23 protein-coding genes are annotated in these 26,939 nt (G+C 70.2%); 10 read left to right on the top strand and 13 right to left on the bottom strand.

Annotated elements, in window-relative coordinates:
• Positions 1-69 precede the first annotated feature (69 nt).
• Complete coding sequence (locus K1T34_RS03955) at positions 70-1,071, top strand: RNA polymerase subunit sigma-70 (protein ID WP_220242940.1); 1,002 nt, start codon at positions 70-72, stop codon at positions 1,069-1,071.
• Here K1T34_RS03955 and K1T34_RS03950 read toward each other — a convergent pair.
• On the bottom strand, positions 1,020-1,799 hold the full coding sequence (locus K1T34_RS03950; RefSeq protein WP_220242939.1) for an SDR family oxidoreductase: 780 nt from the start codon (positions 1,797-1,799) through the stop codon (positions 1,020-1,022). The two genes, K1T34_RS03955 and K1T34_RS03950, sit on opposite strands and share 52 nt — an antisense overlap.
• 101 nt (positions 1,800-1,900) lie before the next feature.
• On the opposite strand from K1T34_RS03950, the gene K1T34_RS03945 reads away from it, so the two are divergent.
• Together K1T34_RS03945 and K1T34_RS03940 are read left to right on the top strand one after the other, a co-directional pair.
• A complete protein-coding gene (locus tag K1T34_RS03945) occupies positions 1,901-2,749 on the top strand; it encodes a helix-turn-helix transcriptional regulator (RefSeq protein WP_220242938.1) in 849 nt (282 codons plus the stop codon).
• A gap of 61 nt (positions 2,750-2,810) precedes the next feature.
• Complete coding sequence (locus tag K1T34_RS03940; RefSeq protein ID WP_220242937.1) at positions 2,811-3,713, top strand: hypothetical protein; 903 nt, start codon at positions 2,811-2,813, stop codon at positions 3,711-3,713.
• A 63-nt stretch (positions 3,714-3,776) separates the two neighbouring features.
• On the opposite strand, the gene K1T34_RS03935 is transcribed toward K1T34_RS03940, so the two are convergent.
• The 3 genes from K1T34_RS03935 to K1T34_RS03925 all read right to left on the bottom strand — a co-directional run bounded on the left by K1T34_RS03935 (position 3,777) and on the right by K1T34_RS03925 (position 7,471).
• A complete protein-coding gene (locus tag K1T34_RS03935; protein WP_220242936.1) occupies positions 3,777-4,565 on the bottom strand; it encodes an endonuclease/exonuclease/phosphatase family protein in 789 nt (262 codons plus the stop codon).
• A 181-nt stretch (positions 4,566-4,746) separates the two neighbouring features.
• Positions 4,747-6,060 (bottom strand): LLM class flavin-dependent oxidoreductase, encoded by a 1,314-nt coding sequence (locus tag K1T34_RS03930; protein ID WP_220242935.1) that lies wholly within the window; start codon positions 6,058-6,060, stop codon positions 4,747-4,749.
• 490 nt (positions 6,061-6,550) lie between these two features.
• Entirely contained in the window at positions 6,551-7,471 is a 921-nt protein-coding gene (locus K1T34_RS03925; RefSeq protein ID WP_255638290.1) for an ABC transporter substrate-binding protein, read from the bottom strand.
• 186 nt (positions 7,472-7,657) lie between these two features.
• Here K1T34_RS03925 and K1T34_RS03920 point away from each other — a divergent pair, with 186 nt between their 5' ends.
• Both K1T34_RS03920 and K1T34_RS03915 read left to right on the top strand, forming a co-directional pair.
• Positions 7,658-8,689, top strand: coding sequence for a Gfo/Idh/MocA family protein (locus K1T34_RS03920; RefSeq protein ID WP_220242933.1), 1,032 nt, complete (start codon positions 7,658-7,660; stop codon positions 8,687-8,689).
• 583 nt (positions 8,690-9,272) lie between these two features.
• A complete protein-coding gene (locus K1T34_RS03915) occupies positions 9,273-11,645 on the top strand; it encodes a GH92 family glycosyl hydrolase (RefSeq protein WP_220242932.1) in 2,373 nt (790 codons plus the stop codon).
• Positions 11,646-11,722: 77 nt separating this feature from the next.
• Here the strand turns inward: K1T34_RS03915 and K1T34_RS03910 are convergent, their stop codons facing one another.
• Together K1T34_RS03910 and K1T34_RS03905 are read right to left on the bottom strand one after the other, a co-directional pair.
• Positions 11,723-11,899: a DUF397 domain-containing protein gene (locus K1T34_RS03910; RefSeq protein ID WP_220242931.1), complete on the bottom strand. Its 177-nt coding sequence runs from the start codon at positions 11,897-11,899 to the stop codon at positions 11,723-11,725.
• Positions 11,900-11,912: 13 nt separating this feature from the next.
• Positions 11,913-12,743 carry a Scr1 family TA system antitoxin-like transcriptional regulator gene (locus K1T34_RS03905; protein WP_220242930.1) on the bottom strand — a complete coding sequence of 277 codons (831 nt, stop codon included), beginning with the start codon at positions 12,741-12,743 and terminating at the stop codon, positions 11,913-11,915.
• 104 nt (positions 12,744-12,847) lie between these two features.
• Here K1T34_RS03905 and K1T34_RS03900 point away from each other — a divergent pair, with 104 nt between their 5' ends.
• Genes K1T34_RS03900 through K1T34_RS03890 form a run of 3 tightly spaced genes read left to right on the top strand, consistent with a single transcriptional unit; the run spans position 12,848 to position 14,099 of the window.
• On the top strand, positions 12,848-13,042 hold the full coding sequence (locus K1T34_RS03900) for a zinc finger protein (RefSeq protein ID WP_220242929.1): 195 nt from the start codon (positions 12,848-12,850) through the stop codon (positions 13,040-13,042).
• Positions 13,039-13,449 (top strand): hypothetical protein, encoded by a 411-nt coding sequence (locus tag K1T34_RS03895; protein ID WP_255638289.1) that lies wholly within the window; start codon positions 13,039-13,041, stop codon positions 13,447-13,449. Before K1T34_RS03900 ends, K1T34_RS03895 begins: the two co-directional genes overlap by 4 nt.
• Positions 13,450-13,508: 59 nt before the next feature.
• Positions 13,509-14,099 carry a DUF2127 domain-containing protein gene (locus tag K1T34_RS03890; protein ID WP_220242928.1) on the top strand — a complete coding sequence of 197 codons (591 nt, stop codon included), beginning with the start codon at positions 13,509-13,511 and terminating at the stop codon, positions 14,097-14,099.
• Here the strand turns inward: K1T34_RS03890 and K1T34_RS03885 are convergent.
• The 3 genes from K1T34_RS03885 to K1T34_RS03875 all read right to left on the bottom strand — a co-directional run bounded on the left by K1T34_RS03885 (position 14,088) and on the right by K1T34_RS03875 (position 18,124).
• Entirely contained in the window at positions 14,088-14,795 is a 708-nt protein-coding gene (locus K1T34_RS03885; RefSeq protein WP_220242927.1) for a PP2C family serine/threonine-protein phosphatase, read from the bottom strand. The genes K1T34_RS03890 and K1T34_RS03885 overlap by 12 nt on opposite strands.
• Positions 14,796-14,972: 177 nt before the next feature.
• Entirely contained in the window at positions 14,973-16,817 is a 1,845-nt protein-coding gene (locus tag K1T34_RS03880; protein WP_220242926.1) for a glycosyltransferase family 39 protein, read from the bottom strand.
• Positions 16,814-18,124, bottom strand: coding sequence for a bifunctional glycosyltransferase family 2/GtrA family protein (locus K1T34_RS03875; RefSeq protein WP_220242925.1), 1,311 nt, complete (start codon positions 18,122-18,124; stop codon positions 16,814-16,816). The genes K1T34_RS03880 and K1T34_RS03875 overlap by 4 nt, the downstream gene beginning before the upstream one ends.
• Positions 18,125-18,377: 253 nt before the next feature.
• On the opposite strand from K1T34_RS03875, the gene K1T34_RS03870 reads away from it, so the two are divergent.
• The gene (locus K1T34_RS03870; protein WP_220242924.1) at positions 18,378-18,971 is read left to right on the top strand and encodes a hypothetical protein; all 594 of its coding nucleotides are present in this window, start codon (positions 18,378-18,380) and stop codon (positions 18,969-18,971) included.
• Here the strand turns inward: K1T34_RS03870 and K1T34_RS03865 are convergent.
• Entirely contained in the window at positions 18,946-20,802 is a 1,857-nt protein-coding gene (locus tag K1T34_RS03865; RefSeq protein WP_220242923.1) for a glycosyltransferase family 39 protein, read from the bottom strand. The two genes, K1T34_RS03870 and K1T34_RS03865, sit on opposite strands and share 26 nt — an antisense overlap.
• A 497-nt stretch (positions 20,803-21,299) precedes the next feature.
• On the bottom strand, positions 21,300-22,790 hold the full coding sequence (locus tag K1T34_RS03860) for a cell wall metabolism sensor histidine kinase WalK (RefSeq protein ID WP_220242922.1): 1,491 nt from the start codon (positions 22,788-22,790) through the stop codon (positions 21,300-21,302).
• 173 nt (positions 22,791-22,963) lie between these two features.
• On the opposite strand from K1T34_RS03860, the gene K1T34_RS03855 reads away from it, so the two are divergent.
• Positions 22,964-23,491, top strand: a complete 528-nt coding sequence (locus K1T34_RS03855) for a hypothetical protein (RefSeq protein ID WP_220242921.1) — start codon at positions 22,964-22,966, stop codon at positions 23,489-23,491.
• 459 nt (positions 23,492-23,950) lie between these two features.
• On the opposite strand, the gene K1T34_RS03850 is transcribed toward K1T34_RS03855, so the two are convergent.
• Complete coding sequence (locus K1T34_RS03850) at positions 23,951-24,712, bottom strand: fructosamine kinase family protein (protein ID WP_255638288.1); 762 nt, start codon at positions 24,710-24,712, stop codon at positions 23,951-23,953.
• A gap of 65 nt (positions 24,713-24,777) precedes the next feature.
• The gene (locus K1T34_RS03845) at positions 24,778-26,844 is read right to left on the bottom strand and encodes a fatty acid desaturase (protein WP_220242920.1); all 2,067 of its coding nucleotides are present in this window, start codon (positions 26,842-26,844) and stop codon (positions 24,778-24,780) included.
• Positions 26,845-26,939 lie beyond the last annotated feature (95 nt).

Raw genomic sequence — 26,939 nt, 5'->3', positions numbered from 1 at the left:
CCTGTAGACGAAGCGCTGCCCGGGAACTGACCGCGGAATCCACCGGACCTCCGGCGCGTTGCCGGGGTTGTGACGCCGACCACCCTTGACGACTGGACCGACCTCGACGCTCGGCATCGGCCCGAGCTGCTGGGCTACTGCTACCGGATGCTCGGCTCGGCCGTCGACGCCGACGAAGCCGTGCAGGAGACGATGCTGCGGGCCTGGCGTGGGCGCGCCGGCTTCACCGGCGCAGCCACCCCGCGGGTGTGGCTGTTCCGCATCGCCACGAACGTCTGCCTCGACCAACTCCGGCGCAGGCCTCGCCGGGAGCACCCCGTCGACGTCACCGCGGCCGGCGACGCGAGTTCGCCGCTCGGCGTGGGGGAACCGGCGAGGTGGGTCGGCCCCGCACCCGATCGCTGGCTCCTGTCACCGGGCGCCGACCCGGCGGAAACGGTGGTGCGGCGCGAATCGGTGCGCCTCGCCTTCGTCGCCGCCCTGCACACGCTGTCGGCACCGCAGCGCGCGACGCTGATCTTGCGTGATGTCCTGAAGTTCAGCGCGGACGAGACAGCCGGGCTCCTCGGCATCACCGTGGCCGCCGCGAACGGGCTGCTGCGCCGCGCACGGGGGCGCCTCGCCGAGCGCCCGGCGCCGGCCGCCGGACTCACCGGCACCCAGCGCGCGCTGCTCGCCCGGTTCGTCGAGGCCTTCGAACGCTACGACGTGCCCGCCCTCACCGCGCTGCTCCACGAGGACGCCACGCTCGCCATGCCGCCCTACGGCCTCTGGCTCGCTGGCCGGACCGAGATCTCGCGGTGGTTCCGGCGCGAGGACAGCCCTTGCCGTGCGTCGAGGCTCGTTCCGATCGAGGCGAACGGCTCGCCCGCTTTCGCGATCTACCACGACGAGGGCGGTTTGCGGGCCTTCGCGGTGCTGGTCGTCGATGTCGCCGGCGACCGGGTCGCCGCGCTCGAGGCGCACCTCGAGCCGCGGCTGTTCGGCCTGTTCGGGCTCCCGGCCGAGCTCGCCGTGGCTCAGTCGCCGTGCGGGTCGGAGGCGTTGACGGCGGCGACGACCTGGTCGTAGTCGCCGCGGGCTTCGCCGTAGCGGAGGAACTTGACGCGCTCGACCTGGATCTCGCGGGCGTCCGGCTGGGTCTCGATGAGATTCACGACCTCGCTGACGAACTCGTCGAGCGGCTGGGCGTGGTCGTTGCCGGCCTGGCCGGGGAGCAGGTCAGTCTGCACGGACGGCGGTTCGAGCTCCAGGACCTTCACCGACGTGTCGGCCAGCTGCAGGCGCAGCGATTCGCTGAGCATGTGGATAGCGGCTTTCGACGCGTTGTAGCTCGGCGTCACCTTCAGCGGGGTGAAGGCGAGGCCGGAGGAGACGGTCATGATCGTCGCGTCGGGGCGGGTCTGCAGGTGCTCCACGAAGGCGGCGATGAGGCGGATCGGGCCGAGCACGTTGGTGGTCACGACCGATTCGGCCGATGCGAGGAACGACTCGGGCCGGTGCCAGTCCTCGACGCGCATGATGCCGGACATGGTGACCAGCACGTTGAGGTCGGGGTGGTTCGCGAGCACCTCCTTGGCGGCCGCGTCGATGCTGGCGGGGTCGGTGGTGTCGATCTGCACGGTGTCGATCTTCGCGGTGCCTTGGCCGGGGTACTGGGCGGCGATCTCGCGCAGCAGCTCCGTGCGGCGGCCGCCGATGATCACGGTGTTGCCCTTCGCCTGCAGCTCGAGCGCGAGGGCCAGGCCGATGCCGCTGGTCGAGCCGGGGATGAAAATGGTGTTTCCGCTGATGTCCATGCCACGACTTTCGCGCTTCGCGAGGCTGAGGTGCAGAGACCGCTCATCGGGGGATCGGCGATCCCTGGTTCGCGCCCGGCGTGAGCCGGATACTGAGTGTCATGGATCGTTCGACACTGGCGGAGTTCCTGCGCCGACGCCGGGAGGAGCTGCAACCCGAGGACGTCGGCCTGCCCGCGGGTGCGCGCCGTCGCGCTCCCGGGCTGCGGCGTGAGGAAGTCGCCTCGCTGGCCGCCATGTCCACCGACTACTACACCCGGCTCGAACAGCAGCGCGGTCCGCAGCCGAGCGAGCAGATGCTCGCGTCGCTGGCCCGCGCGCTGCGCCTGAACGCCGGCGAGCGCGACTACCTGTTCCAGATCTCCGGCCGCAACGCGCCTTCGGCCGTCGCCGTCGCCACCCACGTCGCGCCGGCGTTGCTGCGGGTCCTCGACCGGCTCGACGACACGCCCGCGCTGATCCTGTCGAACCTCGGCGAGGTCCTCGTGCAGAACCGCTTCGCCGACGCCCTCTACGGCGACCACTCCCACCACACCGGCCTCGCCCGCAGCGGCATCTACCGCTGGTTCACCGACCCCGGCGAACGCCTCATCTACCCGGCCGCCGACCGCGCCCGCCAGAGCCGCGCCCAAGTCGCGGGCCTGCGCGCCGCGTACGGGTCGATGGGACCGCAATCGCGCGCCGGCGAGCTCGTGCGGGCGTTGCGGCAGGAGAGCGCGGAGTTCGCCGAGCTGTGGGAACGGCACGAGGTGGCGAGGCGGTTCGAGGACCACAAGACGTTGATCCATCCGCAGCTGGGTCCGATCGAGGTGGACTGCCAGGCGTTGTTCACGGAGGACTGGTCGCAGTCGCTGCTGGTGCTCACGGCGGCGCCGCGGACGGAGGCGGCGGAGAAGATCCAGCTGCTCGGAGTGCTGGGGCACGAGCAGTTCCCGGCTCCGGCTCGGTGATCGGTCCGCGGTCTGTGTCCGTGGTTTTCGAGGTCTGGGGAGTAAACGAGGATGTCGCCCGTTGATCAAGATCGTCGGCTCGGACACCGACATGCTCAGCAGCAGCCGGCCGTTCCTCGAAGCGCAGATCCGGGAGCACACGCTGGCGTTGCCGAACGTCGGGTCGGTCGTCGCGCGCGTGACGGGGCTGGAGTTCTCCGACACCGCGGTCACCGCCGTCCAGTACGAGGGCGGCCGGATGGAGGCGGATTTCGTCGTCGACGCCATGGGCCGCTCCAGCCGCCTCGGCGACTGGCTGCGGACGGCCGGCTGGGAGCAGCCGCCGATGACCCGCATGCGGATCGACCTGAACTACGCCACCGCCGTGCTGCGCCGCGCCGGTGAGCAGCCCGAGGCTCGCGCGGGCGTGTCGATGCACTCGCCGGGCGACCCGTCGGGCATCGCGGCCGCCGCCCTGTGCCAGATCGAGGACGACCAGTGGATAGTCACGCTGTCGGGCTACCTCGACCAGCGCCCGGGCAGCACGCCCGAAGAGTTCGTCCACCTGTGCCGCACCGCGCTGCCCGGCGAGTTCGGCGCCATCGCCGCCAACGAGATGCTCGGCGGCATCACCACCTACCGCCACGCCGACAGCCGCCGCCGCGACTTCCACCGCCTCCGCCGCCTCCGCCGCTTCCCCGCGCGGCTCGTGGCCACCGGTGACGCCGTCGCGTCGTTCAACCCCATCTACGGCCAGGGCATGTCCTGCGCCGCCCTGCACGCTTCGTGCCTTTCGGAGTCCCTGCGCACCGGGCCGGATCTGGCCGTGCCGGCGCACGCGTTCTTCGCCCTGCAACGCTCGTCGGTGTTCGAGCCGGAGATCGCGCGGCGCTTCGACGAGGTCGCGTACCTCTTGACGCACCCGGCGACGTTGGCGCGGCCGGGGACGTTGGTGCGGTCGATCCTGGCCAACCGGCGCGGGTGACAGCCGGCGCGGTCACCGCCGGTCCGGGCGCCCCGATACCCGGGCGCCCGGACCGACGTCGGGTCAGTGCCGGAGCTCGGCGCGGACCACGAGAGCGTCGTGGTCGGTGTAGGTCGTCGGTTCGATCTCCGCACGGGGCGCCGCGAGGGTGCCGTAGGAGTGCTGGATGCCGGGGTCCTTGGCGGCGGCCGCGTCGGTCAGCGTCCACTGGCCCTTAGGCGCGCACGAAGCGTGCCGGTTGACGTCACCGGCGAAGATGGTCGGCCGGTGTCGGGCGGCGAGCACGGTGGTCAGCTCGGCGCACTGGACGGAGTTCGTCGTGCCGGGGGCTTCGCCGTCGGTCGACAGGTGGCTGGTGCAGACGTCCACTCCGCGCGCGGTCGTCACGCAGAGCCAGCGGCGCTGCTCCACGCCGCTGAACACGGAGTACGGGGCGTCCTGGGAAGCGCGGATCGCGTCCTTGGTCAGCACGGCGTTGCCGAAGAACCCACGGCCTTCCGGTGTCTTGCAGGCCAGCGGGGCGCCGTTGTAGATCACCGTGGCGAACCGGTAGTGATAGCGGGTGCGCGCGGCGACCTGGGCCACGTCGCCGCTGCACGCCTCGTTGAGGGTGACCGCGTCGACGTTGTTCGCCTTGATCTTGGCGACGACCTCGTCGACGATCTTCGGGTACTCGGTGCCGGGGTAGCAGCTGGCGTAGCCGCTGGAGCAGACGTTCATCTGCAACAGCGAGTACGGCGACCGCCCGTGCCCGGCCTCGGTGGCGCCGGCGGTGGCGAGGGGGGACAGGAGCCCGAAGGCCAGCAGACAGAACAGCACAGTGCGCAGACGCGCAGCGAAACGTTGGGTCACGAGCAGATTCTGCGGCCCGGGCCGGGCCACCCGAAGACCTCTCGACAAGAGTTCACCGGGTGGACGTCCGGCGGGCAACCTTCATACCGGAGTTCGGCGCCTTCTGTTGCGCCACTACGGTTTCTCGCGGTCGCGGGCACCACCGAGGCGCCGCCAGCGGCTTTGGCCACTCACCTCCGCGTCAGCCCCGCCCCGCGGGCCGGGGCAGGTCGAGGTGCTCGCGCAGAGTCGACCCGGTGTACTCCGTGCGGAAGCGGCCCTTCGCCTGAAGCAGCGGCACCACGTGGTCGACGAAGGTGGTCAGCTCGTAGGGGAGGGTGGAGCCCATGATCGTGAAGCCGTCGACCGCGCCCGCGTCCTGCCAGGTGAGGATGTGGTCGGCCAGCTGCTCCGGCGTTCCGACGAAGTGGAACTGACCCGCACCGCTTTTCATGGCCGAGGTCAGCTCTCGCAGCGTCGCGGTCGGCTCGGCGCGGGCCGCCTCGACGAGCTGCGCCGCCCGACTCGACGCCGCCGGCGCGTCGAGCAGCTCCGCGGGCAACGGCGCGTCCGGGTCGAACGCGTCCGGATCGAGTCCGGCGGTGTAGAGCACGTTCTGCCACCGGAACTCCTCGCTGGACAGCGCCTCCAGCCGTTGGGCCTTTTCCTGTGCGGCAGCCTCCGTGTCGCCGAGCGTGATCATCAACGCCGGCAACACCAGCACCTGCTCGGGCGCCCGTCCGACCGCCGCGGCCTGCGCGTGCAGATCGGTGCGGAACTTCACGGCTGCCTCCAACGACGGCGGCCCCGAGAACACCAGCTCCGCGAACCGCGCCGCCAACCCGATCCCCGCCGACGACTGCCCCGCCTGCACGAGCACCGGCCACCCCTGCGGCGACCGCGGGAACGGCAGGATGCCCTCGACGTCGTAGAACTCCCCGTGGAACCGCGGCGCGTGCAGCTTCGCGCGGTCCGCCCACACGCCGTCGGGCCGATCGCCCACGAGGGCGCCGTCCTCCCAGCTGTCCCACGCCCTCGTGACGACGTCGACGAACTCGTGCGCCCGCGCGTACCGGTCGGCGTGATCGGGGTGCGCGGCCTCGCCGAAGTTGGCCGCCGCCAGCGACGTCACGGTGGTGACGATGTTCCACCCCGCCCGGCCCCCGCTGAGGTGATCCAGCGTCGCGAACCGCCGTGCCAGCTCCCACGGCTTGTTGTACGTGGTGGACCCTGTGCCGATCAGCCCGATGTGACTGGTGACCGCCGCCAACGCGGAGAGGACGGAGATCGGATCGAACTGCGTCTGCGGCAAGTGCGCCACGCGGTACTCGGGGATGGCGATGTTGTCGGCGAGGAAGATCGTGTCCAGCAGACCGCGCTCGGCCGTGCGGGCGATGTCCGCGTAGTACGGCAGGCCGAGGACGCCACGTACGTCGTCGTCGACGACCCGCCACGCTGATTCGTGGTAGCCGTTGGGCCAGATGAAGGCGTTGAAGTGCAACGGTCGCGCGCTCATGAGCTGGGCTCCTCAAGCAGTGTTGTCACGGGTGTTGTGGCTCCGGCTCACCGCAGCGGCTCACAGCTTCGGCGAGCGGCTTCCCGGTCGGCCGGCTTCCCGGTCGGCCGGCTTCCCGGTCGGCCGTGCGGCGCGGCAGCCGGGGCAGCTCGGCCGGGGCTGCCGGCGGTGGGCTTGCGAGCAGGTGCCCTCGCCGCCATGGGGCGGCCGGTTCGGTGGCCGGACCGCACCTCGCCGCAGCTGCGGGGTTGTCGGGTGGGTGGGGTCGTGCTGTTGGGCTTGCGAACGCCGCGCCACCGCAGTCGGCTGGGCAGCTTCCCCGCCGACCGTTCGGCGCGGCGCCCGTACCTCGTGGCGGCCGTCGGGCCGTTCGGGCGGGTTCGCCAGGGTCTCGCCCGGGTCGCAGCAGCGGCTGGGGCCCCTCCACCCCGTGGCGTCCGCGCCACAGAGCGGAGGGAACGACCGCAACCCGACCCGCCAGACCGAAACCTCAGGCCAGGCCCTGCTGCTTCAGCCAGTCCTTCGCCACGTCGGCGGCCGGCTCACCGTCGGAGTCGACGCGGCTGTTGAGGTCGCGCAGCTCGTCGGTGGTCAGCTTCGCGCTGACGGCGTTGACCGCCGCCGCGAAGTCCGCGCCCCGCTCGTCGAGCACCTTCTGGCTCACCGCCGGCACGACGTTCTCCGTCGGCTCGATGCCGAGGTCGTCCTTCAGCACCACGTACTTCGAGTCACCGGCGACCGGGCTCACCGAGTCGACCGGGATCACGGTCGCGCCACCCGAGTCGAGCTCCTGCACCCGCGGGCCGATTTCCTGCACGGTCTTGAACGTCGCGTTCGTGAGCTTGTACACGTCCTGGAAGCCCTTGAAGCACGGCAGCCGCGTCTCGCACTCCGGACCGCCCGCCATCACGACCTTGTCGAGCTTCTTCAGGTCGCCGATCGTGGAGAGCCCCTTGGACTTCGCCAGGTCGGCCTTCACGATGTAGACGTCCTTGTCCTCGGCCGGCGCGTAGTTCAGCAGGCCGATGCCCTCGGGCTTGAACAGCTCGGCCAGCTGGCTGTGCTCACCGGCCGCGTCCTTCACCGCGTCTTTGCCGAAGCCCGTCGCGATGGCCGCGCCCTGGTACTCCGGAACGAACTGCAGCTCGCCCTTCTTCAGCGACGGGTAGATCAGCTCGCGCGAACCCAGGTTCAGCTTGCGCGTGACCGGGTAGCCCTTCGCCTCCAGCGCGCCCGCGTAGAGCTCCGCGAGGATCTGGCTGTCGGTGAAGTTGAACGACGCCACCACGATCGGCGCGCCGCCCTTGCTCTGCGCAGCCGGCTGGTCACTGCCGCCGCCACCGCACGCCGTGAGGCCGAGCGCCGCCACGGCCAGCAGCGCCCCCGCTCGGATGGTCCGGGTCCAGCGCACGTGCCCACACTCCTCGGTTCGAGAACGGTCTTGGTGACCGATCATGGGGACCCTATAGACGGGTACCGACAGAAACCACATCGTGGGAATCACACGGGGGCGGCGTCTGCTGTGGACAGCGGTTATTCCCGATTCACGGCCAAAAATATCGGTCCGAAAGGTCATGCGAGCCGATAGGTTGATCACGTGACGAGTTACGCGATCGTGGGATCCGGCTGGCGCGCGGAGTACTTCTGGCGGCTCGCGGACGAGCTCGACTGCATCGGCGTGGTGTCGCGCAGCCCCAAAGAGCTGCCGGTGCCCGTGTTCACCTCGCTCGACGAGTGTCTCCGGCGCAAGCCCGACTTCGTGGTGACGTCGGTGCCGTGGCACGTGACGCCGGGCCTGATCCGGGAGCTCGTGGGCCGCGGGGTGCCGGTGCTCGCGGAGACGCCGCCCGCGCCCGATCTGGACGGCCTCAGGGCGCTGTGGCACGACGTCGGCGAGAGCGGTCTGGTCCAGGTCGCCGAGCAGTACAGCCGGATGCCCGCTCACGCCGCCCGCATCGCGCTGGCCCGGTCGGGCGTCATCGGCGACATCACGCGCGTCGACGTGTCCTCCACGCACCAGTACCACGCCGTGTCCTCGATGCGGACCTTCCTCGGCGCCGGCCGCGGCCCGGTGGAGGTGCGGGCCACGCGGACGACGGCGCTCCTGGCCGACCCCCTGTCCCGCGCGGGTTGGGCCGAGACAGTCGAGACCAAACCCGCGGTGACGACGTTCGCCACGGTGGTCTTCGCGGAGGGCCTCGGCGTCTACGACTTCACCGACAACCAGTGGCACAACCAGCTCCTGCACCGCCGCCTCCTCGTCCGCGGCACCCGCGGTGAGCTGGCCGACCAGGACGTCCTGCGGCTGACCGGTGACCGCACCATCACCCACACCCCGATCATCCGCCGCCAGACCGGCTACGACCTCGACCTCGACGGCTTCGACACCGACCACCTCACGTTCGGCTCCGAGGTCCTCTACCGGAACCCGTACCAGGGCCGCCGCTGGAACGACGAGGAGATCGCGATCGCCACCCTGCTGGCCGACACGGGGGCTTGGGTCCGCAGTGAGGGGCCTGCGCCGTACCCGCTGGCGGATGGGATCGAAGACCACCGGATCGCGTTGGCGATCGAGGAGGCGGCGGACCGGGACGCGGTGGTGCGGACGGGGCCGGAAGCCTGGCACTGAGCGGGGAGGCCCGAGGTCGCTGGGGCTTTACGGGCTTGTCCCTTGGGTTCATCTGGTTGCGCGGCCGCTGACTTGCCGGTGCGTGGTTGGGCGCTGCCTGCTCGCCGGACAGCTTCTCGCCTTGGGGCTTCGCGACGACTTTGCGCGTTTCGCCTGTGCGACGGCGACTCCCGCCCGGCAGACAAACCCCCGCCCTCTCTAGGGGGCGTCCCTCGTGCAGTCTATCGCCCGACGGCGACAAAACCCCTGGTAGCGAGGCAGGCCGAGGCTTTCTGTGGACAAGCGGCACCGCTGTGGACAACTCCGAATCCGGCTTGACAAGGCCCCTGGAGTGGCCTCGGCGGGCGCGAGTGCAGGTGTGCAGCGCGCGACTGCGACGTGGTCGGAGCCGCCGCACGGGGGTGGGAAGCAAGCCTGGCCACTCAGCACTGACAACGCTGCCAGTGGTCTGCACCACCGGAACCGATTCAGCACCGTGGTGAAACCCCCACTGGTACGCCCGGTGGATTGACGGAACCCCACCTAACGGGCAAAGATCGTAGACACCCCGATCTGACAACGTTGTCACGCCGAAAGGAACGCGATGAGAGCGCGGAAACGCGTGTTCGCCGCCTTGGTGCTCGCCAGCGCCGTGGCCACAGCGGCCACCACCACGGCAGCCACAGCCCAGGCCCAGCAAGGGCCGAAGTTCGCCGACGACCCCACCACGCTCGTCGACACCAGCATCGGCAACAACGGCGACGGGACGACGTTCCCGGGCGCCGCGGTGCCGTTCGGCATGGTGCAGCTGAGCCCCGACACCCAGCTGAACCAGTACGCGTCCTACGACTACAAGCAGGACACCATCCTCGGCTTCAGCCACACGCACCTGTCGGGCGTCGGCTGTCAGACGATGGGCAACTTCCGGTTCATGCCGACCACCGGGGCCGTCACGTCGTCGGACCCGGCGCAGTACGGCGCGAAGTTCAGCCACGCCAACGAAACCCGCGCGCCCGGCTACTACGGCGTGAAGTTCGACAACGGCATCCAGGCCGAGCTGACCGCGACGCAGCGCACGGGCCAGCACCGCTACACCTACCCCGCCGGCTCGGGACCCGAGAACGTGCTCATCGAGGTCGGCCAGAGCAACGGGTCCACCTACGCGGGCGACGTCCACGTGGTCGGCAACGACACCGTCGAAGGCTGGCTGCAGGGCGGCAACTTCTGTGGTGAGACCGGCAAGGAGCGCTACCGGATCTTCTTCAGCGCCAAGTTCGACCGCACGTTCCAAAGCTTCGGCACCTGGACCGACGGCACGATCACCCCGAATCAGCGCGACGCCTCACGCGGAACCCAGCGCGCCGGTGCCTACCTGACGTTCGACCCGAGCAAGGGCGACCAGGTCGGTGCGTCCGTCGGCCTGTCCTACACCTCGGTCGACGGCGCCCGCCTCAACCGCAAGGCCGAGCAGCCCAAGTCGTTCGACAAGGCGCGTTCACAAGCGCACAACACCTGGCAGGATGAGCTCAACCGCATGCGGGTTGCTGGTGGAACAACACCAGACCAGCGTACGTATTACACCGCGCTCTACCACTCGCTGCTGCACCCGTCGATCGGGTCCGATGTGGACAATCGCTACCGCGGCTTCGACGATCAGGTGCACAAGGCGGATTCGACGTACTACCAGATGTTCTCGCTCTGGGACACCTACCGCTCGCAGAACCAGCTCGTGGCGCTGCTGCATCCGGACAAGGCCGCCGACATGGCGAAATCCGTGTTGCACATCTACCAGGATGGTGGCTGGTTACCACGCTGGGGCCTCGGCAACAGCGAGACCAACGTGATGTCCGGCGACCCCATCACCCCGTGGGTCGTGGACATCTACAACCGCGGCCTGCTCGACAACCGCACCGCGCACGGCCTGTTCGACGCGCTCTGGAAGAACGCCAACGAGGTCCCGGCCGACCAGTCGATCTTCCGCGGCCGCGACGGAAACCCCAGCTACGTCCAGAACGGCTGGGTCGCCTACCAGAACCTGCCCGGCTACAAGTTCGGCGACAGCCGCCAGGCCGGCTCCGCCACGCTGGAGTACGCGCTGGGCGACTGTTCGCTTTCCACCATGGCTTCGGGACTGGGTTACCAGGACAAGGCGAAAACTCTCGCCTCGCGCTGTGACAATTTCACCAAACTCTGGGACCCGACGATCACCTCCCAGGGCTTCAACGGCTTCCCCGTCCCGAAGAACGCCGACGGCTCCACGGTCGGCAACCCCGACCCCACCCAGACCAACGCCTTCCACGAGGGCACGGCCTGGCAGTACCAGTGGATGGGTCAGCAGGACCCGCAGACCCTCTTCGGGCTGATGGGCGGCGCCGGGCAGGCCGAGCAGCGGCTCGACAAGTTCTTCGACATGCCCACCGTGCTCACGGACCCGGCGAAGGCCGCCGCTGACTCCTGGGTGACGGGCGCATACGACTACCACAACGCCTTCGCCTTCAACCCCAACAACGAGCCCGACTTCGCCGCCCCGTGGATGTACACGTGGACGGGGGCGCCGTGGAAGACCTCGGCCGTGCTGCGCGCCATGCGCACGCTCTTCACCGACGACGTCTACGGCATGCCCGGCAACGACGATCTCGGCGCCACGTCGTCGCTGCTCGTCTTCGCCATGGCCGGCATCTTCGAGGCCCAGCCCGGCTCGGCGACCTACGTGATCACCGCGCCCATGTTCGACAAGGTCGAGATCCGGCCCGAGCACGGCCGCACGATCACCATCGAGGCCCCGGGCGCCAGCGCTTCGAAGCTGCAGTACGTGTCCTCGGTCAAGACCGACGGCCCGGGCAACGGCGGCAAGCTGCGACAGAGCTGGTTGTCGCACAAGGACCTGCTGCGCGCGGGAACGATCAAGATTCAGCTCTCGGACACCCCGACGAGCTGGGGCGTCAACGCCGGTCCGCCGGCGGTGGCGCGCGCCTGACAAGTCCGGGGTTGCGGTCCAACAGGGCCGCAACCCCGGGCTTCAGTGCTTCAGTGCTGCTTCTGTAGTTCAGGGCCTCAGTGCTTCGCCTGCAACGCGCCGAGCACGCCCTGCCACGCTTCGCGCGAGACGGAGAGTTGTCCCGCTTCGCGATTCTTGGTGTCGCGGACACCGATCTCTTCCGAGAGTGCCACCTCAACGCAGGCGGTGTTTTGCTGGCTGTACGACGACGTCCGCCACCGGGCAGTCTGCATGTCTGGCCTCCGTCTATCTCGCCGCCTCCGCGATCAACTCACGGCTGGCTTCCTCGCTCAATGCCTCTCCGGCGAGGAGCTTAGCAAGCCGCTGATAAGGCCCCCAGTCCTTATCGCTGCTGAGGAACGAGGTAGTGCTGTACTGTTCCAGCAGGATAATCGGATCTCGATGCTTGTATTGATAAAGCACAAATGGGCCGCTCATTCCGGGGTGGTAGCGCTGCTGTCGGGGCAAGATCCGCAGGCTGACGTTGGGTCGGCTCGTGATGGCGAGTAAGTGATCCATCTGGTCGGACATGATCCAGTCCGGAGCAATTGGCTCGTCGAAAGCGTGTGCGCTGACGATTGCGGAATACTTCACCGGGTCGTGGTTGGTCAGGATTTTCTGTCGGCCGAGGCGAACTTGAAGGCGAGCATCGGCTTGCTGGGGCGTGAGACCTTCTTCGAAAATGGCGCGCGCGTAGTCTGGTGTTTGCAATAGCCCAGGAATAACATTTAGTGTCCACTCGGTTATTGTGCTCGCGCCCTGCTCGCATTGAACCAGTGTGCTCAATTCCGGAGTCAGTTCGGCCTGACCGGCAGCCATCCAGTTGGGATCCCGGATGTTGCGGGCCAGATCCATGATCCGGCGCTTCGGCTCACCGATCACCCGCAAGTAGCCCAGCAGGGTGGCCACGTCCTCGGTGGACGGCATACGGGTTCCGGCTTCCCAGTGCGCAACGAGACTTGGGTTCAGGTCGAGTGCCCGCGACAGTTCGCGAAGGCCGAACTTCTTCGCTTCGCGCACTTCGCGCAGCGCCGCACCCAGCGCCACGGCGCGCGGGGTGCCAGAAGGCTTGGTCATGGGCGGCATCATACGTAATCGGATGATCACCCGGGCCGCCGTTGGCGTTTACCGGCGTTGACAGAAGGCTGTGTTCAGCACGTTGCTGAATAGGGGAGACCGCTGTGTTGAGATGGCAGCAGGCCGAGGGAAAACGGCACGCCCATGAAGGGCCTTTCGCGCCGCGTCCGGAGGAATCGTTCGTCGCGTTGTGTGGGGTGGAGGTGACCGTCGCGCGGGCGGATGTTCCGCAGCTCGGCGGGAATTGGTTCGATCCGACGTGTGCGGTGTGTTCGTCGGCGTGGTTGAGCCGGACGTGAACGACACACTTCTGCTGGAGCGGATCCGGGATCTGCACGCTTCGCTGGGCGCGGATCTCGCGTTCCTGGCGCGCACGTTCGAGGAGGACCTGCCGCGCCCCGACGCGTTGCGCGACCTCGGCGAACGGCTGCTCGACCTGGGCGGCGCGCTCGTGGCCAGGTCGGACGAGCTGAACGCGGCCATCCTCGCCGTGCTGCCGCCCGACGGGTGGCTGCCCGAGGCCGGCACGCGCCGGCACGTGATCGGGGTGGTGCACCAGGTGGGGCCGAGGCCGTTGCGGTGCGGGAATGTGTTCCTGGCGTTGTGCGGTTCGGCGTGTTATCCGTTCTACGGCCGGGACGCCACGAACCGCGCGGCGCGCCACCAAAGGTGCGAATCGTGCCAAGCCTGGCAGGGATCCTCCTGACGGGTGCTCACCGGCGCCCGACCCGAGCGTGACCGGCGGTTTTCGTGTTGGCTGGACCGATGGCGGAGCCAAACCAGCAGAACCAGCCGAACCGGGAGAACCAGCAGAATCAGGGGAAGACCAGCACCGACCGGCTGTTCCGGATCGCGATCACGCTCAAGGGGCTCGACGGTGCGGTGCAGCTGGTCGGGGCGCTGATTCTGGCGTTCATCCCGTCGACGGTGGTCACGGGCTTCACCCACGCCGTGATCACGCGCGACCTGCTGGGCGACCCGTCGGGCACGCTCGCCCGCCACCTGGAACTGGCGACCGAGCACTTCGTGAGCGGTGGCACGAAGACGTTCGCGGTGGCGTACCTGCTGGCCCACGGTGTGATCAAGCTGCTGCTGGTGTGGGCGCTCGCGCGCAAGTGGATGCGGGCGTACCCGGTGGCGATGGTGGTGCTGGGCGCGTTCGTGGTCTACGAGGTGTACCGGGCGATCAACACGCATTCGATCGCGCTGCCGTTCTTCGCGGCGCTCGACGCGGTGATCATCGTGCTCGTGTACCGGGAGTATCGGCAGCTGCGCCGAGAACGAGCCCGTCAGCGTGAATCAGACGGCCCTGGTTCAGACGGCACGGGTTCAGGCGGCTCGGATTCAGGCAGCTGAGGGAAATCGCTCGGTGACGATGGCGGCCACGTCCACCTCCGGCTGTTCGACGAAGAGCGCGGTGGCGTTGTCGGTGCCGCCGAAGGTGATGGCTGCCTCGACGAGCGCAGCGGCGCCGCGCTCGGGGTCGGCCAGGATGTCGTCGATGGTGGCGGGCGGGAGGACCTTGTGCACGCCGTCGCTGGTGAGCAACAGCCCGCCGCCGACGACCTCCGTCGTGCCGATCTCGTCGGGCTTCGTGGTGCGCACGCTCGTGGTGACCATGTGCTCCATGCGCGGCGAGTACGGCTGGTGGCGCGCGCGGAAGTACTCGGCCAGCGTGTGGTCGGTGGTGAGCTTGCGGATCATGGTGCCGTCCCAGGCGTACGCGCGGGAATCGCCGACCCACGCGATGCGGTAGCCGCCGGGGAAGGGCATGGCGACCACGAGCACGGCGTCGCCGGTGCCGCCGAGCTCGCGCAGGGCGCGCTGGGCGTTGAGGATCGCGGCGACGGGCCCGCTCTGCACGGGCGTGCGCGCGGCGGCAGCGGCGGCGGTCTGGGCGGCGCGGCCCGCTCCGGGGTCGTCGCCGACGCCGTCGGCGAGCGCGAAGGTGATCCCGGGCGCGCCGGCGAGGGCGTAGGCGCTCACGGCGTCGGCGTTGCGCTCGCGTGGGCCCTGGGCGCTGGCGGTGTGCCAGCGTGGGTATCCGGCCATCGTGACCTCCCCGGTGTTCGCGGCTTTCCCCCTGCAGTTTCCAGAATGCGCTCGTTTCCTGGGAACAGACTGAGACCCGGCTGTTTTTCCCCTGTTGGCCTAAACCACCGCTTCACACGCTGCCTTCGCACAGACAGAGGCCACCTCGCACTGGGCGAGGTGGCCTTTGCGTCCGGCCTACTTCGTGAGGTCGTAGACGGTCGAGTTGCCGACGGTGGTGGCGGTGAAGTTCGTCGCGACCCACTCGGTGATGTCGCTCGACCCGCCGCCGGGTCCGCCGCCGCCGCGGCCGCCGTCGACGTAGTAGGAGACCTGGCCGTCGGCCACGTACTGCTGGAACTCCGCCAGCGTGGGCGCCGGGTCGCTGCCGTCCCAGCCGCCGATGCCGATCACCGACTTGCCGCTGGCGAGCTCCAGGCTTGCGGCCGACTGGGAACCGGTGGTCGCGGCGGCCCACTTCGTGGTGGTCTTGGCCAGCAGCGCGGTGAGCTCGCTGCTCGTCTGCTCTTCACCGGGCCCCCCGCCGCCGAACCCGCCGAAGCCTCCGGTGCTCGGGCCGGACGTCGGGATCGAGCCGGTGTGAGGCTGGGCGGCCGTGTCGACGGCGTAGGCGGCGGTGCCGAGCCCGAGCGTCAGCACGCTCGCCGCGGCCAGGACCACCAGCGCCTTGCGCAGCGGGGGTACGCCGACGACCACGACCGTCGCGACGAGCACACCCAGCACCACGATGATCCACCGCAGCGCGGGGAACCAGTCCGGTGTGCGGTCGAGGAGGATGAAGCTCCACACGGCCGTCACGGCGATCATCGCGCCGAGCACCGCCCGTGACGCGGTGTTCGCCCGGCCGCGCCACAGGGCATGGCCCGAAATCGCGACCACGGCGGCGATCGCCGGGGCGAGCTGCACGGAGTAGTACGGGTGCACGATGCCGCTCATGAGGCTGAACACCAGGCCCGTGACGAGCAGCCAGCCACCCCAGAGCAGCAGGGCGGCGCGTGTGCGGTCGGTGCGGGCGGCGCGGCGGGTGAACCAGAGGCCGGCGACGAGCCCGATGATCGCGGCCGGCAGCAGCCACGACACTTCCGTGCCGAAGCTGGCGCCGAACATGCGGCCCAGGCCGCTGCTGCCGCCGAACATCGTGTTGCCGCCGCCCGCACCGCCGAACCCGCCGCCACCGCCGGGCCCCTCGCCGCCGAAGATGCGGCTGAGGCCGTTGTAGCCGAGGGCGAGTTCGAGCAGGCTGTCGCCGGTGGAGCCGCCGATGTAGGGGCGCGAGGCCGTGGGCCAGATCTCGACGAGCGCCACGAACCACCCGGCGGACACGATCACCGCGAGGCCCGCGTACAGCAGGTGCAGCAGGCGTTTGCCGAGCGACGTCGGCGCGGCCACGAGGTAGACGAGCGCGAACGCGGGCAGCACAGTGAAGGCCTGCATCATCTTCGTCAGGAAGCCGAACCCGACGGCGAAACCGGCGAGTGCCAGCCACATCGGGCTCGCCTTCTCCACGGCGCGCACGGTGAAGTAGGCGGCGGCGATGAGCAGGAGCACGAGCAGGGCGTCGGGGTTGTTGAAGCGGAACATCAGCGCGGCCACGGGCGTCAGCGCGAGACCGGCGCCGGCGAGGAGGCCGGGGACGGGACCGGAGACGCGGCGGACCGTCAGGTAGAGCAGGCCGACGGACGCGACGCCCATGAGCGCCTGCGGGGCCAGCACCGTGAAGCTGGAGAAGCCGAAGATGCGGGCGAAGGCCGTGCCGACCCAGAGGGCGGCGGGTGGTTTGTCGACGGTGATCACGTTGCCGGAGTCGAGCGAGCCGAAGAGCCAGGCCTCGACGTTCTGGGTGCCCGACTGCACGGCGGCGGCGTAGAAGGAGTTGCCGAAGCCCGAGGCGGTGAGGTCCCAGAAGTAGAGAACGGCGGTGAGGGCCAGTAGGCCGAACACGGCGGGGCGGACCCAGGGTGGTGAGTTTTCCTTGCGGTGTATGGGGTTCTTCTTCGCGGGGACGGCGAGCGTGGCGGTCATGGGGTCTCCTCGGACGGGCGCCGGCGGGGGTTGAACACCCAGCCGCGCAGCAGCAGGAAGCGCAGCACCGTGGCGGCGAGGTTCGCCAGCACGAGGACGGTGGTCTCCAGCACGAGCCCGGGGTGGGTCGTGTGGTTGAGCAGGGCCAGCGAGCCGCTGGTGAGCACGAGGCCGAGGCCGAATACGATCAGGCCCTCGAATTGGTGGCGACCGGCGCCGCCACGGCCGCGGACGCCGAACGTGACGCGTCGGTTGACCGCGGTGTTGGCGACGGCCGTGACGAACAGGGCCAGGAAGTTCGCGGGCTGCGAGCCAATTCCGTTGCGCAACAAGAGGAACAGCAGCAGGTACGCGGCGGTGCTGGCGACCCCGACCGCGGCGAAGCGCACGAGCTGCTTCACGAGGCTGGGCGAGACGCCGGACGCGGTCACGCCGATGGGCTCGCGGCCGAGCTGCTCGCGCAGGCGGCGCACGGGGATCTCGCCGGTGAACGTGGCGCGCGTGATGCGCACGATGCCCTTGAGATCTGCGGTGGCCGTCTTGACGATGTGGACCGACGAATCGGGGTCGTCGACCCAGTCGACCGGGACCTCGTGGATCCTCAGGCCCGAGCGCTGCGCGAGGACGAGGAGCTCGGTGTCGAAGAACCAGCCCGTGTCCTGCACGTGGGGGAGCAGCCGGCGCGCGACGTCGGCACGGATGGCCTTGAAGCCGCACTGCGCGTCGGAGAACCGGGCAGCGAGCGCGCTCTTGAGGATGAGGTTGTAGCAGCGCGAAATGAACTCACGTTTGGGGCCTCGGACGACGCGCGCACCCCGTGCGAGCCGGCTGCCGATGGCGAGGTCCGAGTGTCCCGAGAGCAGCGGGGCCACGAGCGGCTGCAGGGCGGCGAGGTCGGTGGAGAGGTCGACGTCCATGTAGGCCAGCACCTGGGCGTCCGAAGTGGACCACACGGCGTTCAGCGCGCGGCCGCGGCCCTTCTCGTCGAGGTGGCGCACCTCGACCTGGGCGAACTCTCTCGCGAGGGTTTCTGCCACGTGGAGCGTCTTGTCGGTGCTCGCGTTGTCCGCGATGGTGATGCGGTAGGCGTAGCCGGCGTGCTCCTCGAGGTGCGCGTGAAGCCGGCGGATGCAGGGCTCCAGGTCGGTTTCCTCGTTGTACACCGGGATCACGACGTCGAGCACCGGCTGCGGCCCGCCGAGGCCGACCGGCGTCGACCCGGGCCGGGGCTGGGGCACTTGTGCCGGTGCTCCCGCGGCCTTCGCTCCGTTTTCGGCTCCGTTTCGGGAGGGTGCGGTGGCGTTCATGGGAGCCATCGTTCGGCGCCCGGCTTTGGCCGGGTTGTGGCATTGCTGTGGGGCGCCTGTGGGTCGGTGCTCTATCGGGTGATCTTGAACGGGGTTGGGTTGCTGGAGCTGGGTTGCTACGGATGGACAGTGCGGGTGCTGGCGGGGTGGGGGTTGCAGGCAGGGGGTTGGAAATGCCGCGCCAGTCGCGTGGTCGTGCGGGTGGGGCGTCGGAGATGCGTGGAATGTCGGGCGGCCGCCGTAGGATGGGCGGATGCTGTTCGAGGCACGGCTGCGGGAAGGCATCCACGCGGGGCGCGTGACCGTGATGGTGCGCAGGTGGGCGCGCAACAAGGCGATCGCCGGGCATCGGTACCGGACGGGTGTCGACCTGATCGAGGTGGAGCAGGTCGACGAGGTGACCGTCGCGGATCTGACGGACGAGGACGCGGTGGCGGCCGGGTACGCGGATCTGGCGGAGTTGGTTTCGAACCTGCGTGGCGACGAGTCGGTGCCGTTGTACCGGGTGTCGTTCCACGTGGTGCGGGGCGGGGATCCGCGGGACGCGCTGGCGGCCGACGCGGCATTGTCGGGCTCGGACGTCGAGGCGATTTCCGCGCGGTTGCGGAGGTTCGATGCCAGTGGTCCGGACGGCCCGTGGACGAGGGCCGCGCTGGAGGCGATCGCGGCGAACCCGGGGCTGCGGGCGGGGACGCTGGCCGAGCAGCTGGGGTGGGAGGAGCTGCTGGTGTTCAAGCGGTCCGTGCGCAAGCTGAAGGATCTGGGGCTCACGCTCTCGCTCGAGGTGGGGTACCGGATTTCGCCGCGGGGCGAGGCTTATCTCAGGTTGTCAGGTCGTACACGGTGACACCGTCCACTGTGGTCGCCTGGTAGTTGTCGGCGACCCAGGTGGCGATCTGCTGGGCGTAGTCGCTGCCGGTGCTGCCTTGCATCGTGAGGCCGTCGCCGAGGAAGTAGTGGATTTGTCCATTATGGACGTACTGCTGGAACTGGGCGAGGGTCGGGTACGGGTCGGTGCCGTTGAAGCCGCCGACGGCGAGGACCGGGAGGTTGCTCGCGAGCTGGTAGCCGGCGGCGTTGTTGGAGCCGACAGTGGCGGCTGTCCAGGTGTGGCCGGGGGCCTGGAGGAGTGCGGTGAGGTTCGGGCCGGGGGTTGCGGTGCCGAGGAGGCCGCCGGCCATACCGCGGCCGCCTCCGCCTGGGCCGCCGAAGCCTCCGAAGCCGCGGCTTACTGACGGTCCGGCTGACGGAATGGCGCCGCTGTGGGGAGTAGCCGCCGTGGCGATCGTGTACGCACCGGTGGCGGCCAGGAGCGTCACCAGGCCCAGGACCGCGAGCCCCCGTGCGGCGATGCGGCCGAGCTGGTTGATGAAGAACACCGCCACGGCCGCGAGCAGCCCGGCGACCAGGATCGCGGGCGCGAGCCACGGTTGCCAGGACGGTTCGCGGATGAGCAGGACGTAGGAGGTCACGGCCGTGAGCGCGAGGCCACCGCTGAGGACGCCGGCGGCGGCGGGATCGTCGCGCAGGCGCCACAGCTGGACCGCGGCCGTGCCGACGAGCGCGGCGACGGCCGGGGCCAGAGCGACCGTGTAGTACGGGTGGATGATGCCGCCCATGTAACTGAAGACGATCGCCGTCACCAGCAGCCAGCCGCCCCAGATCACGAGCGCCGAGCGGCTTTGGTCGGTGCGCGGTGCTCGGCACGTGAACCACAGGCCCGCCCCCAGCGCGAGCAACGCGGCGGGCAGCAGCCACGCGATGCCGCCGGCCATTTCGCTGCCGAACAGGCGGAACAGACCCGTGGTGCCCCAGCCGCCGCCGCGTCCGCCGCCGACGCTGCCGGTCTCGTCGCCGGTGATGCGGCCGAAGCCGTTGTAGCCGAAGGTGAGGCCGAGGAGGCTGTTGTCCTGGGAGCCGCCGATGTAGGGGCGGTCCGCGGCCGGCCACAGTGCGACGACCGCGAGGTACCAGCCGGCCGACACGATGACGGCTCCCAGTGCGCCGGCGAGGTGGAGCAAGCGTTTGCCCAGCGGCGTCGGCGCGGCGATCAGGTAGGCGAGGCCCAGCGCGGGCAGCACCAGGAACGCCTGGAGCATCTTCGCGAGAAACCCGAACCCGACGGCCACTCCCGCGAGCGCGAGCCACTTCGGGCCGGCCTTCTCGATCGCCCGCACGGTGCAATAGGCGGCGGCGATGAGCAGCAGGACCAAAAGCGCGTCGGGATTGTTGAACCGGAAGATCAACGCGGCCGCCGGGGTGAGGCTCAGGATCGTCCCCGCCAGCAGTCCGGCGGCTGCTCCGGAAGTGTGGCGGACGGTCGCGTAGAGCAGGTACGTCGACCCGACCCCCATCAGCGCCTGCGGGACGAGCACGCTCCACGCGTTCACGCCGAACAGCCGCGTCGACAACCCCATCACCCACAGGGCGGCGGGGGTTTTGTCGACGGTGATGCCGTTGGCCGCGTCGCTGGACCCGAAGAACCACGCCTTCCAGCTCTGCGCGCCAGCCTGGGCGGCCGCGGAGTAGAACGCGTTGGCCCACCCGGAGGCGCTCAGGTCCACCAGGTACAGCGCCGCCGTGCCCGCGAGCAGGACGGCCAACGCCGGCCGCACCCAACGGGGCCGGGCGACGTCCGCCCGCTTCGGTGTGGCGGCGGGAATCGCGACTGCGGTCATGACAGCCACCCTGGCGCCCCACCCTGGGCCTGCCTTGTGGACACCCTGTGTGCGCCCTGTGCGACGGGATGTCACAGCGTGAGCGGACATCACGGGTGGTAGGGGAGGAATCAGGCCTGTGCGGCTGGCTGACTGATGCGCTGGGTCGGGACGGAGACCGGGAGGAGGACTCTGCGCGGCGGGGGATGCTGTGGGCTTCGACGGATCCGTGGTGCGCCGCCGCGTTGGCCAGACCGTGGCCGGCAGCCCTCGGGCTAGGACGTTTGCTGCGCGGCCGGACAGTGCCGGGCGGTGATGTCCGTCGCGTGGTCAGGCGTGGACCTGCGTGAGGGAATCGCGCGCGTTTCGGGACAGCGGGCGGGATCTCGGTGCGCCGGGGATGGCCTCGACGCTCCCGCGGTGCGCCACGAGTGCGGCGCCCGTGATGGTCGTGGCGAGGTGGACCGCTTGCGGGAGCGGACGGGTCGGGGCGTCGGCGGTGGATGGCCGCCGTGGCGTCAGGCTTCGATCTGTGCCACGGGTGAGTCGGTGCGCTGGGCCGGGACGGTGACCGGTAGCCGGACCGCGAACTCGGTGCGCCCGGGGATGCTGTGCACCTCGATGGTGCCGTGGTGGGCCACCAGCACCGCGGCCGCGATGGCCATGCCCAGGCCCGTCGAGCCGGCGGCGCGGGAGCGGGAGGAGTCGCCGCGGGCGAAGCGTTCGAAGACGGCCGGGAGGAGGTCCGGGGGGATGCCCGGGCCGTTGTCGGTGACGGTGATCACGGCGGTGCCGTCGGCGGAGCGGGCGAGGGACGTCACGACGGTGGTGCCGGGTGGGGTGTGGACGCGGGCGTTGGCCAGCAGGTTGGCGAGGACCTGGTGGAGGCGTTGGACGTCGCCCAGGACCAACACGGGGGAGTCGGGCAGGCGCAGCTCCCAGCGGTGCGAGGGGCCGGCCACGTGGGCGTCGCCGACCGCGTCGGCGACGAGGCGGGCCAGGTCGACTTCGGCGACGTCGAGAGGGCGGCCCGCGTCGAGGCGGGCGAGGAGCAGGAGGTCTTCGACCAGCGTCGTCATGCGGTCGGCCTCGGATTCGATGCGGGTCATGGACCGGGCGACGTCCGGGGGTACGTGCATGCGGCCGCGACCGGCGAGCTCGGCGTAGCCGCGGATGGCGGCCAGGGGCGTACGCAGCTCGTGGCTCGCGTCGGCGACGAAGCGGCGTACGCGCATTTCGCTGGCGTGCCTCGCTTCCAGCGCGGCGGAGATGTGGCCGAGCATGAGATTGAGCGCGGAGCCGACCTGGCCGACTTCCGTGCGGGGGTCGGTGTCGCCGTCGGGAACGCGGACGGAGAGGTCCACGTAGCCGCGGTCCAGGGGCAGCTCGGAGACGCGGGCGGCGGTCGCGGCGACGCGGTCGAGCGGGCGGAGCGTGCGCCGGACCGCGAAGGCGCCGATGAAGGCCGCGCCCGTGACGCCGGCGGCCGCGACGCCGAAGAGGATCAGGCCGACGGTGAGCAGCGTCTGCTGCACGGGCTCGAGCGGCACGCCGGTGACGACCACGCCGTCGGGGATGGGCGTCGCGGTGAGGCGGTAGTCGCCGAGGTCGCCGACGGTGCGGGTGTAGGCGCGGCCGTCGGCGGGCAGGCTCTGCAGGGCGGCGAGCTGGTCGTCGGTGAGCGTGACGCGCTGGCCGTGCTGGGACAGCGAGCCGCCGTCGATGAGCCGGCCGCCGGAGAAGTGGGCGTTGACGGTGCCGGCGCCCTGCCCGGGCGCGTCGAGCGGGTTGTGGCCGCCCAGCGGCCCGCCGTGCGTCGCGAAGTCCTGGGCGCGGCCGGCGGCGGCGTAGAGCTGCCCGTCGGTCTGGTCGATGAGGAACGCCCGCAACGCGAACTCACTCACCACCCCGATCACCAGGCACACCAGCGACAACAGCGCCACGATCGCCACGGTCAGCTTCGCGCGCAACGACAGCCGCCCGAAGCGGGTCCTCGCGCGCTGAGTCATGACACGAGCGTGGGGGCGCCGGGTGTGGGCCGCATGTGTGCTGCCTGTGAGCCCGCTGTGATGTCGGGTGTCCGAAAAGTCGGGGTCACAGGTCGGGCTGACCACGGCCACAGTCCCGGCACAGGGTTCGCCTCGACGGTGGTGGTCAATTCCCCCAGTCGAAGGAGCATGTGATGACCTCGGAACAGTCCACTCAGGACGTTGCGCAGCCCGCTTGGGGTGGCACTCCCGGCAGCTCGAGCCCCGGCCCGAATCCTCGGCGCAAGTGGGTTGCGGGCGGGGTTGCCGCGGTGGTCGCCGTCGGTGGCGGCGCCGCGATCTGGATCGCGAGCAGCTCGGCCGACTCCGGCACGGCCACCGCCGCCGGCCCGGGCGCGGGCGCCGGCGCCCGCCAGGGCGGTCCGGGTGGCCCCCGCGGCGCCGCCTCGCTCGGCCAGGCCCTGCACGGCGAATTCACCACCACCGACGACAGCGGCGCCTACGTGACGAAATTCCTCCAGACGGGCAAAGTCACCGCCCTGTCCGCCACCTCCCTCACCGCCCAGAGCGACGACGGCTTCACGAAGATCTACACGATCGACTCGACCACCGCGACGGGCATCACCAACGGCGAAAAGGTCACCATCGTCGCCACCACTTCCGGAGACGCGGCCACCGCCACCTCGGTCACGGAAGCGATGGAGGGCCCACCGTCACAGTAGTTCCGCGGGCCGCGGGTGGTTGGCTTGCTCCGCGTATGACCGCGCAAACGAGGCGGTGTGTGCGAGCGGTGGGAACGGCTGGGCGAACGCCGGTCGGCAATCGTCGATGGCCTGCCGTCACGGCAGTTCCTGCGCCGCGGCCAAGGCTCGCGCGGCACGACACTGCCGCTGAGGGCTGTGTGTGCGGGCGGCGCGAACGCCAATCGGCAGCGGTCGCCGTCACGGCAAGTTCCTGCGCCGCGGTCAAGGCTCGCGCGACACAACACTGCTGAAGAGGGCGGTGTGCGAGCGGCGGGAACGGCTGAGCGGACGCCGGTCGCCAGCGATTGGCAGCCCGTCGTCGCAGTGGTTTCGGGCTAAGGCAAGCGTTTGCGCGAAGCAAGACCGCCGAAAGAAAAGTGCGCGTGAGCGGTGCGAGCAGCTGGCGAGGGCCGGCTCGGAGCATCCGACGGCCCGCCGTCACAGCAGTTCTCGGGCGGCGGCAAGAGCTTGCGCCGCGTACGACCGTCCGAACAGGACGGTGTGCACGAGCAGTGGAAACAGCTGATGCATCGGCACCCGCGAGCGCCAGCCGGCGGCGAGTGGCGTGGCCTCGTCGTACGCCGCGATCACCTCGGCCAAATGCGGGCAGCCGAACAGGTGGAGCATCGCGAGATCCGTCTCGCGGTGCCCACCGTGGGCGGCCGGGTCGATGAGGCACACGCTGCCCGACGTCCACAAAACGTTGCCGTTCCACAGGTCCCCGTGCAGTCGTGCAGGCGGCTCGGCAGGGCCGGCAACGGAGGGGAACCGCGAACAGGCCCGTCCGAAAACACGGGCCTCGGCGGCATCAAGGGCCCCGGAGTCCACCGCCTGCCGAACGTACGGCAAGACCCGCTGCTCCGCGTACCACCGCGGCCACTCGGCGCCGGTCACGTTCGACATCGGGGCCAGGCCGATCCAAGCCTCCACCGGTCCACCCGGAGGTGGCGACCCGAACGCCGGCGCCCCGGCCGAATGCAACCGGGCCAAACCCAGGCCGAATGAACGCGCCGCGGCAACCGTCGCAGGAGAAGGCGCAATCCGGTCGAGGACCAGCCACTCCTCGTCAAAGCCACGCACACCGACGACCGAGACCGCATCAGCCGAAGCCAGCCATCGCAAACCCGCGGCCTCGGCGACAGCCGAACCGGGCGCGTGCTTCACCACCACCCACCCGTCGGCCAGCTCGGCTTCCGCCAAAGAACCCGACAAGCGCGTACGCAGCACCTCAAGGCCAGTCAGCCGGGCAACAACGTCAGCAGCGCTCACCGGTCGTAGTCAACCGCCAGCTCAGGCGTCGTCGGGCGGGCCCGGCACGTCAGGATTCGGTTGTCCGCCACATCCGCCTCCGTGAGCGCGTACTGCACATCCATGTCCACGCGCCCCCGCACCAGCTTCGCCACGCAGCTGCCGCACGCGCCGCCCGTGCAGGAGTACGGCACGTCGAGCCGGGCGCGCAGCGAAGCGTCCAGCACGGTTTCGCCCGGCTGCGTCACGATGTCCGTCACGTGCCGCCCGACGGTGACCGACAGTGCCGCCGACGCACCTTCCGGGCTGCGCGCCGGGGCGCCGGCGAAGAGTTCGAACTGCACGTCCTCTTCGGGGACGTAGGCCTCGCGCAGGGTGCGGCGCGCCATGTCGAGCAGGCCGCGCGGGCCGCAGAGGAACCACTGGTCGACCTTGGCCGGGTGAAGGCGGTTCTGCAGTAGCGCGCGCAGCCGGGTCGCGTCGAGGCGGCCGCTGCGGTAGCGCTCGTGGGAGATCGCGAGGGCCTCGCCGACGGTGTCGAAGTGCCGCACCGGGCGGTGGGCGTGCAGGTCCGGATCGCGTTCGTCGGTGCGGAAGTGGACCACGTGCAGCCGGCCCGCCCACTCGCGGGCCAGCGAGCTGATCTCGTCGGCGAACATCGTCGTCGCGCCGGAAGTGTTGACGTACAACAGGGTCGCGCGGCTGTGGGCCTCCGCGCGCAGGGCGCTGGACAGGATCGACAGCACCGGCGTGATCCCGCTGCCGGCCGCCAGCACGACGTAGTGCGCCGAACGGTCCGGGCACGGCGAAAGCGTGAACCCGCCTGAAGGTGGCAGCAGTTCGAGCACGGCACCCGGCTTCAGCTGCGAAGTCACGAACGGCGAGAAAGTGCCGCCCGCACGGCGTTTCACCGCGATCCGCAACGACGTCGAACCGGCGGGGGAGCAGAGGGAGTACGTGCGCCGGACCACGGTGCCGTCCACCGTCGTGCGCACGACCACGTGCTGGCCGGGCACGTGCCGGAACGTCTCGCGCAGCTCTTCGGGGACGTCGAAGGTGATCGCCACCGCGTCCTGGGCGATCGGTTCCACGGAAACAACCCGCAGCGCGTGGAACCGCCGAGGCCCGCGCCGCAAGGGTTCCGGCGCGGGTTCGTTCTCGAAGCACTCGGTGAGCCGCCGCCACGCGCGGTACTCGGCGGCCGTCAGCTCGCGGCCCCACGCCGTGGTGATGGGGACTTCGCGCGCCAGGTACGCGTCGCGGTTGTCGTTCCACGCGCGCACGTACCGGTAGAACGGGATCGCCGGGTGAAGATGGTGCACCAGGTGATAGTTCTGGTACAGCATGATCGGCGTCATCAGCCACTCCAGCCCCACGCGCACCCGCGTGGCGCCGAAGCGGTTCTCCGCCAGACCGTGGTGGGGCAGCCAGTCGAACCACCACGCCAGCAGCGCGAGCCCCAGCCGCTGCGGGATGAGGTAGACCACCAGCAGCTCCCAGCCGTGGCCGCACGCCACCACGGTCACCACCATCGCCGCGAACGCCACCAGTGCCACCAGCGTCTCCGCGCGCTCGAGGCGCGGGCGGCCGTGCACGCGACGGGAGTAGAAGCGCACGTACCAGAAGTCGATCGTCAGCCAGCGGAACGGCAGCTGCCACCACGGACCCTGCGAAGTCCACGCGTCCGGGTCCGTGCTCGCGTCGGCGTTGGTGTTGCGGTGGTGCTCGAGGTGGATGAAGCGCAGGAACGGGAACGAGCCGTAGGCCGCCACGAACAGCATCGCCAGCCGGCCGAGCACCTCGTTGAGCCACGTGAGCTTCCCGGCGGCGTGATGGGCCGACTCGTGCGCGACGGTGAACATCGTGAACGTGACGAGCGCGTGCAGCGGGATCGTCACCCACAGCGGCGCGATGCCGCACAACGCGAGCCAGGTGGCCGTGCCCCACACCGCCAGACCGCCCGCGAACAGGGTGAGCGTGGGCAGGGATGCGGGCGCGAGCGGAATCCGGGGACTGGGCACGGCGGTGCGCTCGGGCGCCCCAGGCTGTTCCCCGGCGCCGAGCCGGCTGTCGACGACGGGCATCGAGCGGTCTCCTCGGTCGATCGCTCCTGGCCAAGCGGTGACAACTTAGACAATCGCACGGGGTTTGTAAATCGGTTTGACACGGATTCAGGGGT

Source organism: Amycolatopsis sp. DSM 110486 (genome assembly GCF_019468465.1).
GTDB lineage: Bacteria > Actinomycetota > Actinomycetes > Mycobacteriales > Pseudonocardiaceae > Amycolatopsis.
The sequence above is the reverse complement of the archived record's forward strand: the minus strand, read 5'-3'. Positions and strand labels throughout refer to the sequence as shown.

What these genes read in the sequence shown, in the direction of transcription:
- K1T34_RS03950 (WP_220242939.1), bottom strand. Translation starts at nt 1,799, where the DNA reads ATGGACATCAGCGGAAACACCATTTTCATCCCCGGCTCGACCAGCGGC.
- K1T34_RS03945 (WP_220242938.1), top strand. Translation starts at nt 1,901, where the DNA reads ATGGATCGTTCGACACTGGCGGAGTTCCTGCGCCGACGCCGGGAGGAG.
- K1T34_RS03930 (WP_220242935.1), bottom strand. Translation starts at nt 6,060, where the DNA reads ATGAGCGCGCGACCGTTGCACTTCAACGCCTTCATCTGGCCCAACGGC.
- K1T34_RS03915 (WP_220242932.1), top strand. Translation starts at nt 9,273, where the DNA reads ATGAGAGCGCGGAAACGCGTGTTCGCCGCCTTGGTGCTCGCCAGCGCC.
- K1T34_RS03910 (WP_220242931.1), bottom strand. Translation starts at nt 11,899, where the DNA reads ATGCAGACTGCCCGGTGGCGGACGTCGTCGTACAGCCAGCAAAACACC.
- K1T34_RS03905 (WP_220242930.1), bottom strand. Translation starts at nt 12,743, where the DNA reads ATGACCAAGCCTTCTGGCACCCCGCGCGCCGTGGCGCTGGGTGCGGCG.
- K1T34_RS03890 (WP_220242928.1), top strand. Translation starts at nt 13,509, where the DNA reads ATGGCGGAGCCAAACCAGCAGAACCAGCCGAACCGGGAGAACCAGCAG.
- K1T34_RS03885 (WP_220242927.1), bottom strand. Translation starts at nt 14,795, where the DNA reads ATGGCCGGATACCCACGCTGGCACACCGCCAGCGCCCAGGGCCCACGC.
- K1T34_RS03880 (WP_220242926.1), bottom strand. Translation starts at nt 16,817, where the DNA reads ATGACCGCCACGCTCGCCGTCCCCGCGAAGAAGAACCCCATACACCGC.
- K1T34_RS03875 (WP_220242925.1), bottom strand. Translation starts at nt 18,124, where the DNA reads ATGAACGCCACCGCACCCTCCCGAAACGGAGCCGAAAACGGAGCGAAG.
- K1T34_RS03870 (WP_220242924.1), top strand. Translation starts at nt 18,378, where the DNA reads ATGCTGTTCGAGGCACGGCTGCGGGAAGGCATCCACGCGGGGCGCGTG.
- K1T34_RS03865 (WP_220242923.1), bottom strand. Translation starts at nt 20,802, where the DNA reads ATGACCGCAGTCGCGATTCCCGCCGCCACACCGAAGCGGGCGGACGTC.
- K1T34_RS03860 (WP_220242922.1), bottom strand. Translation starts at nt 22,790, where the DNA reads ATGACTCAGCGCGCGAGGACCCGCTTCGGGCGGCTGTCGTTGCGCGCG.
- K1T34_RS03855 (WP_220242921.1), top strand. Translation starts at nt 22,964, where the DNA reads ATGACCTCGGAACAGTCCACTCAGGACGTTGCGCAGCCCGCTTGGGGT.
- K1T34_RS03845 (WP_220242920.1), bottom strand. Translation starts at nt 26,844, where the DNA reads ATGCCCGTCGTCGACAGCCGGCTCGGCGCCGGGGAACAGCCTGGGGCG.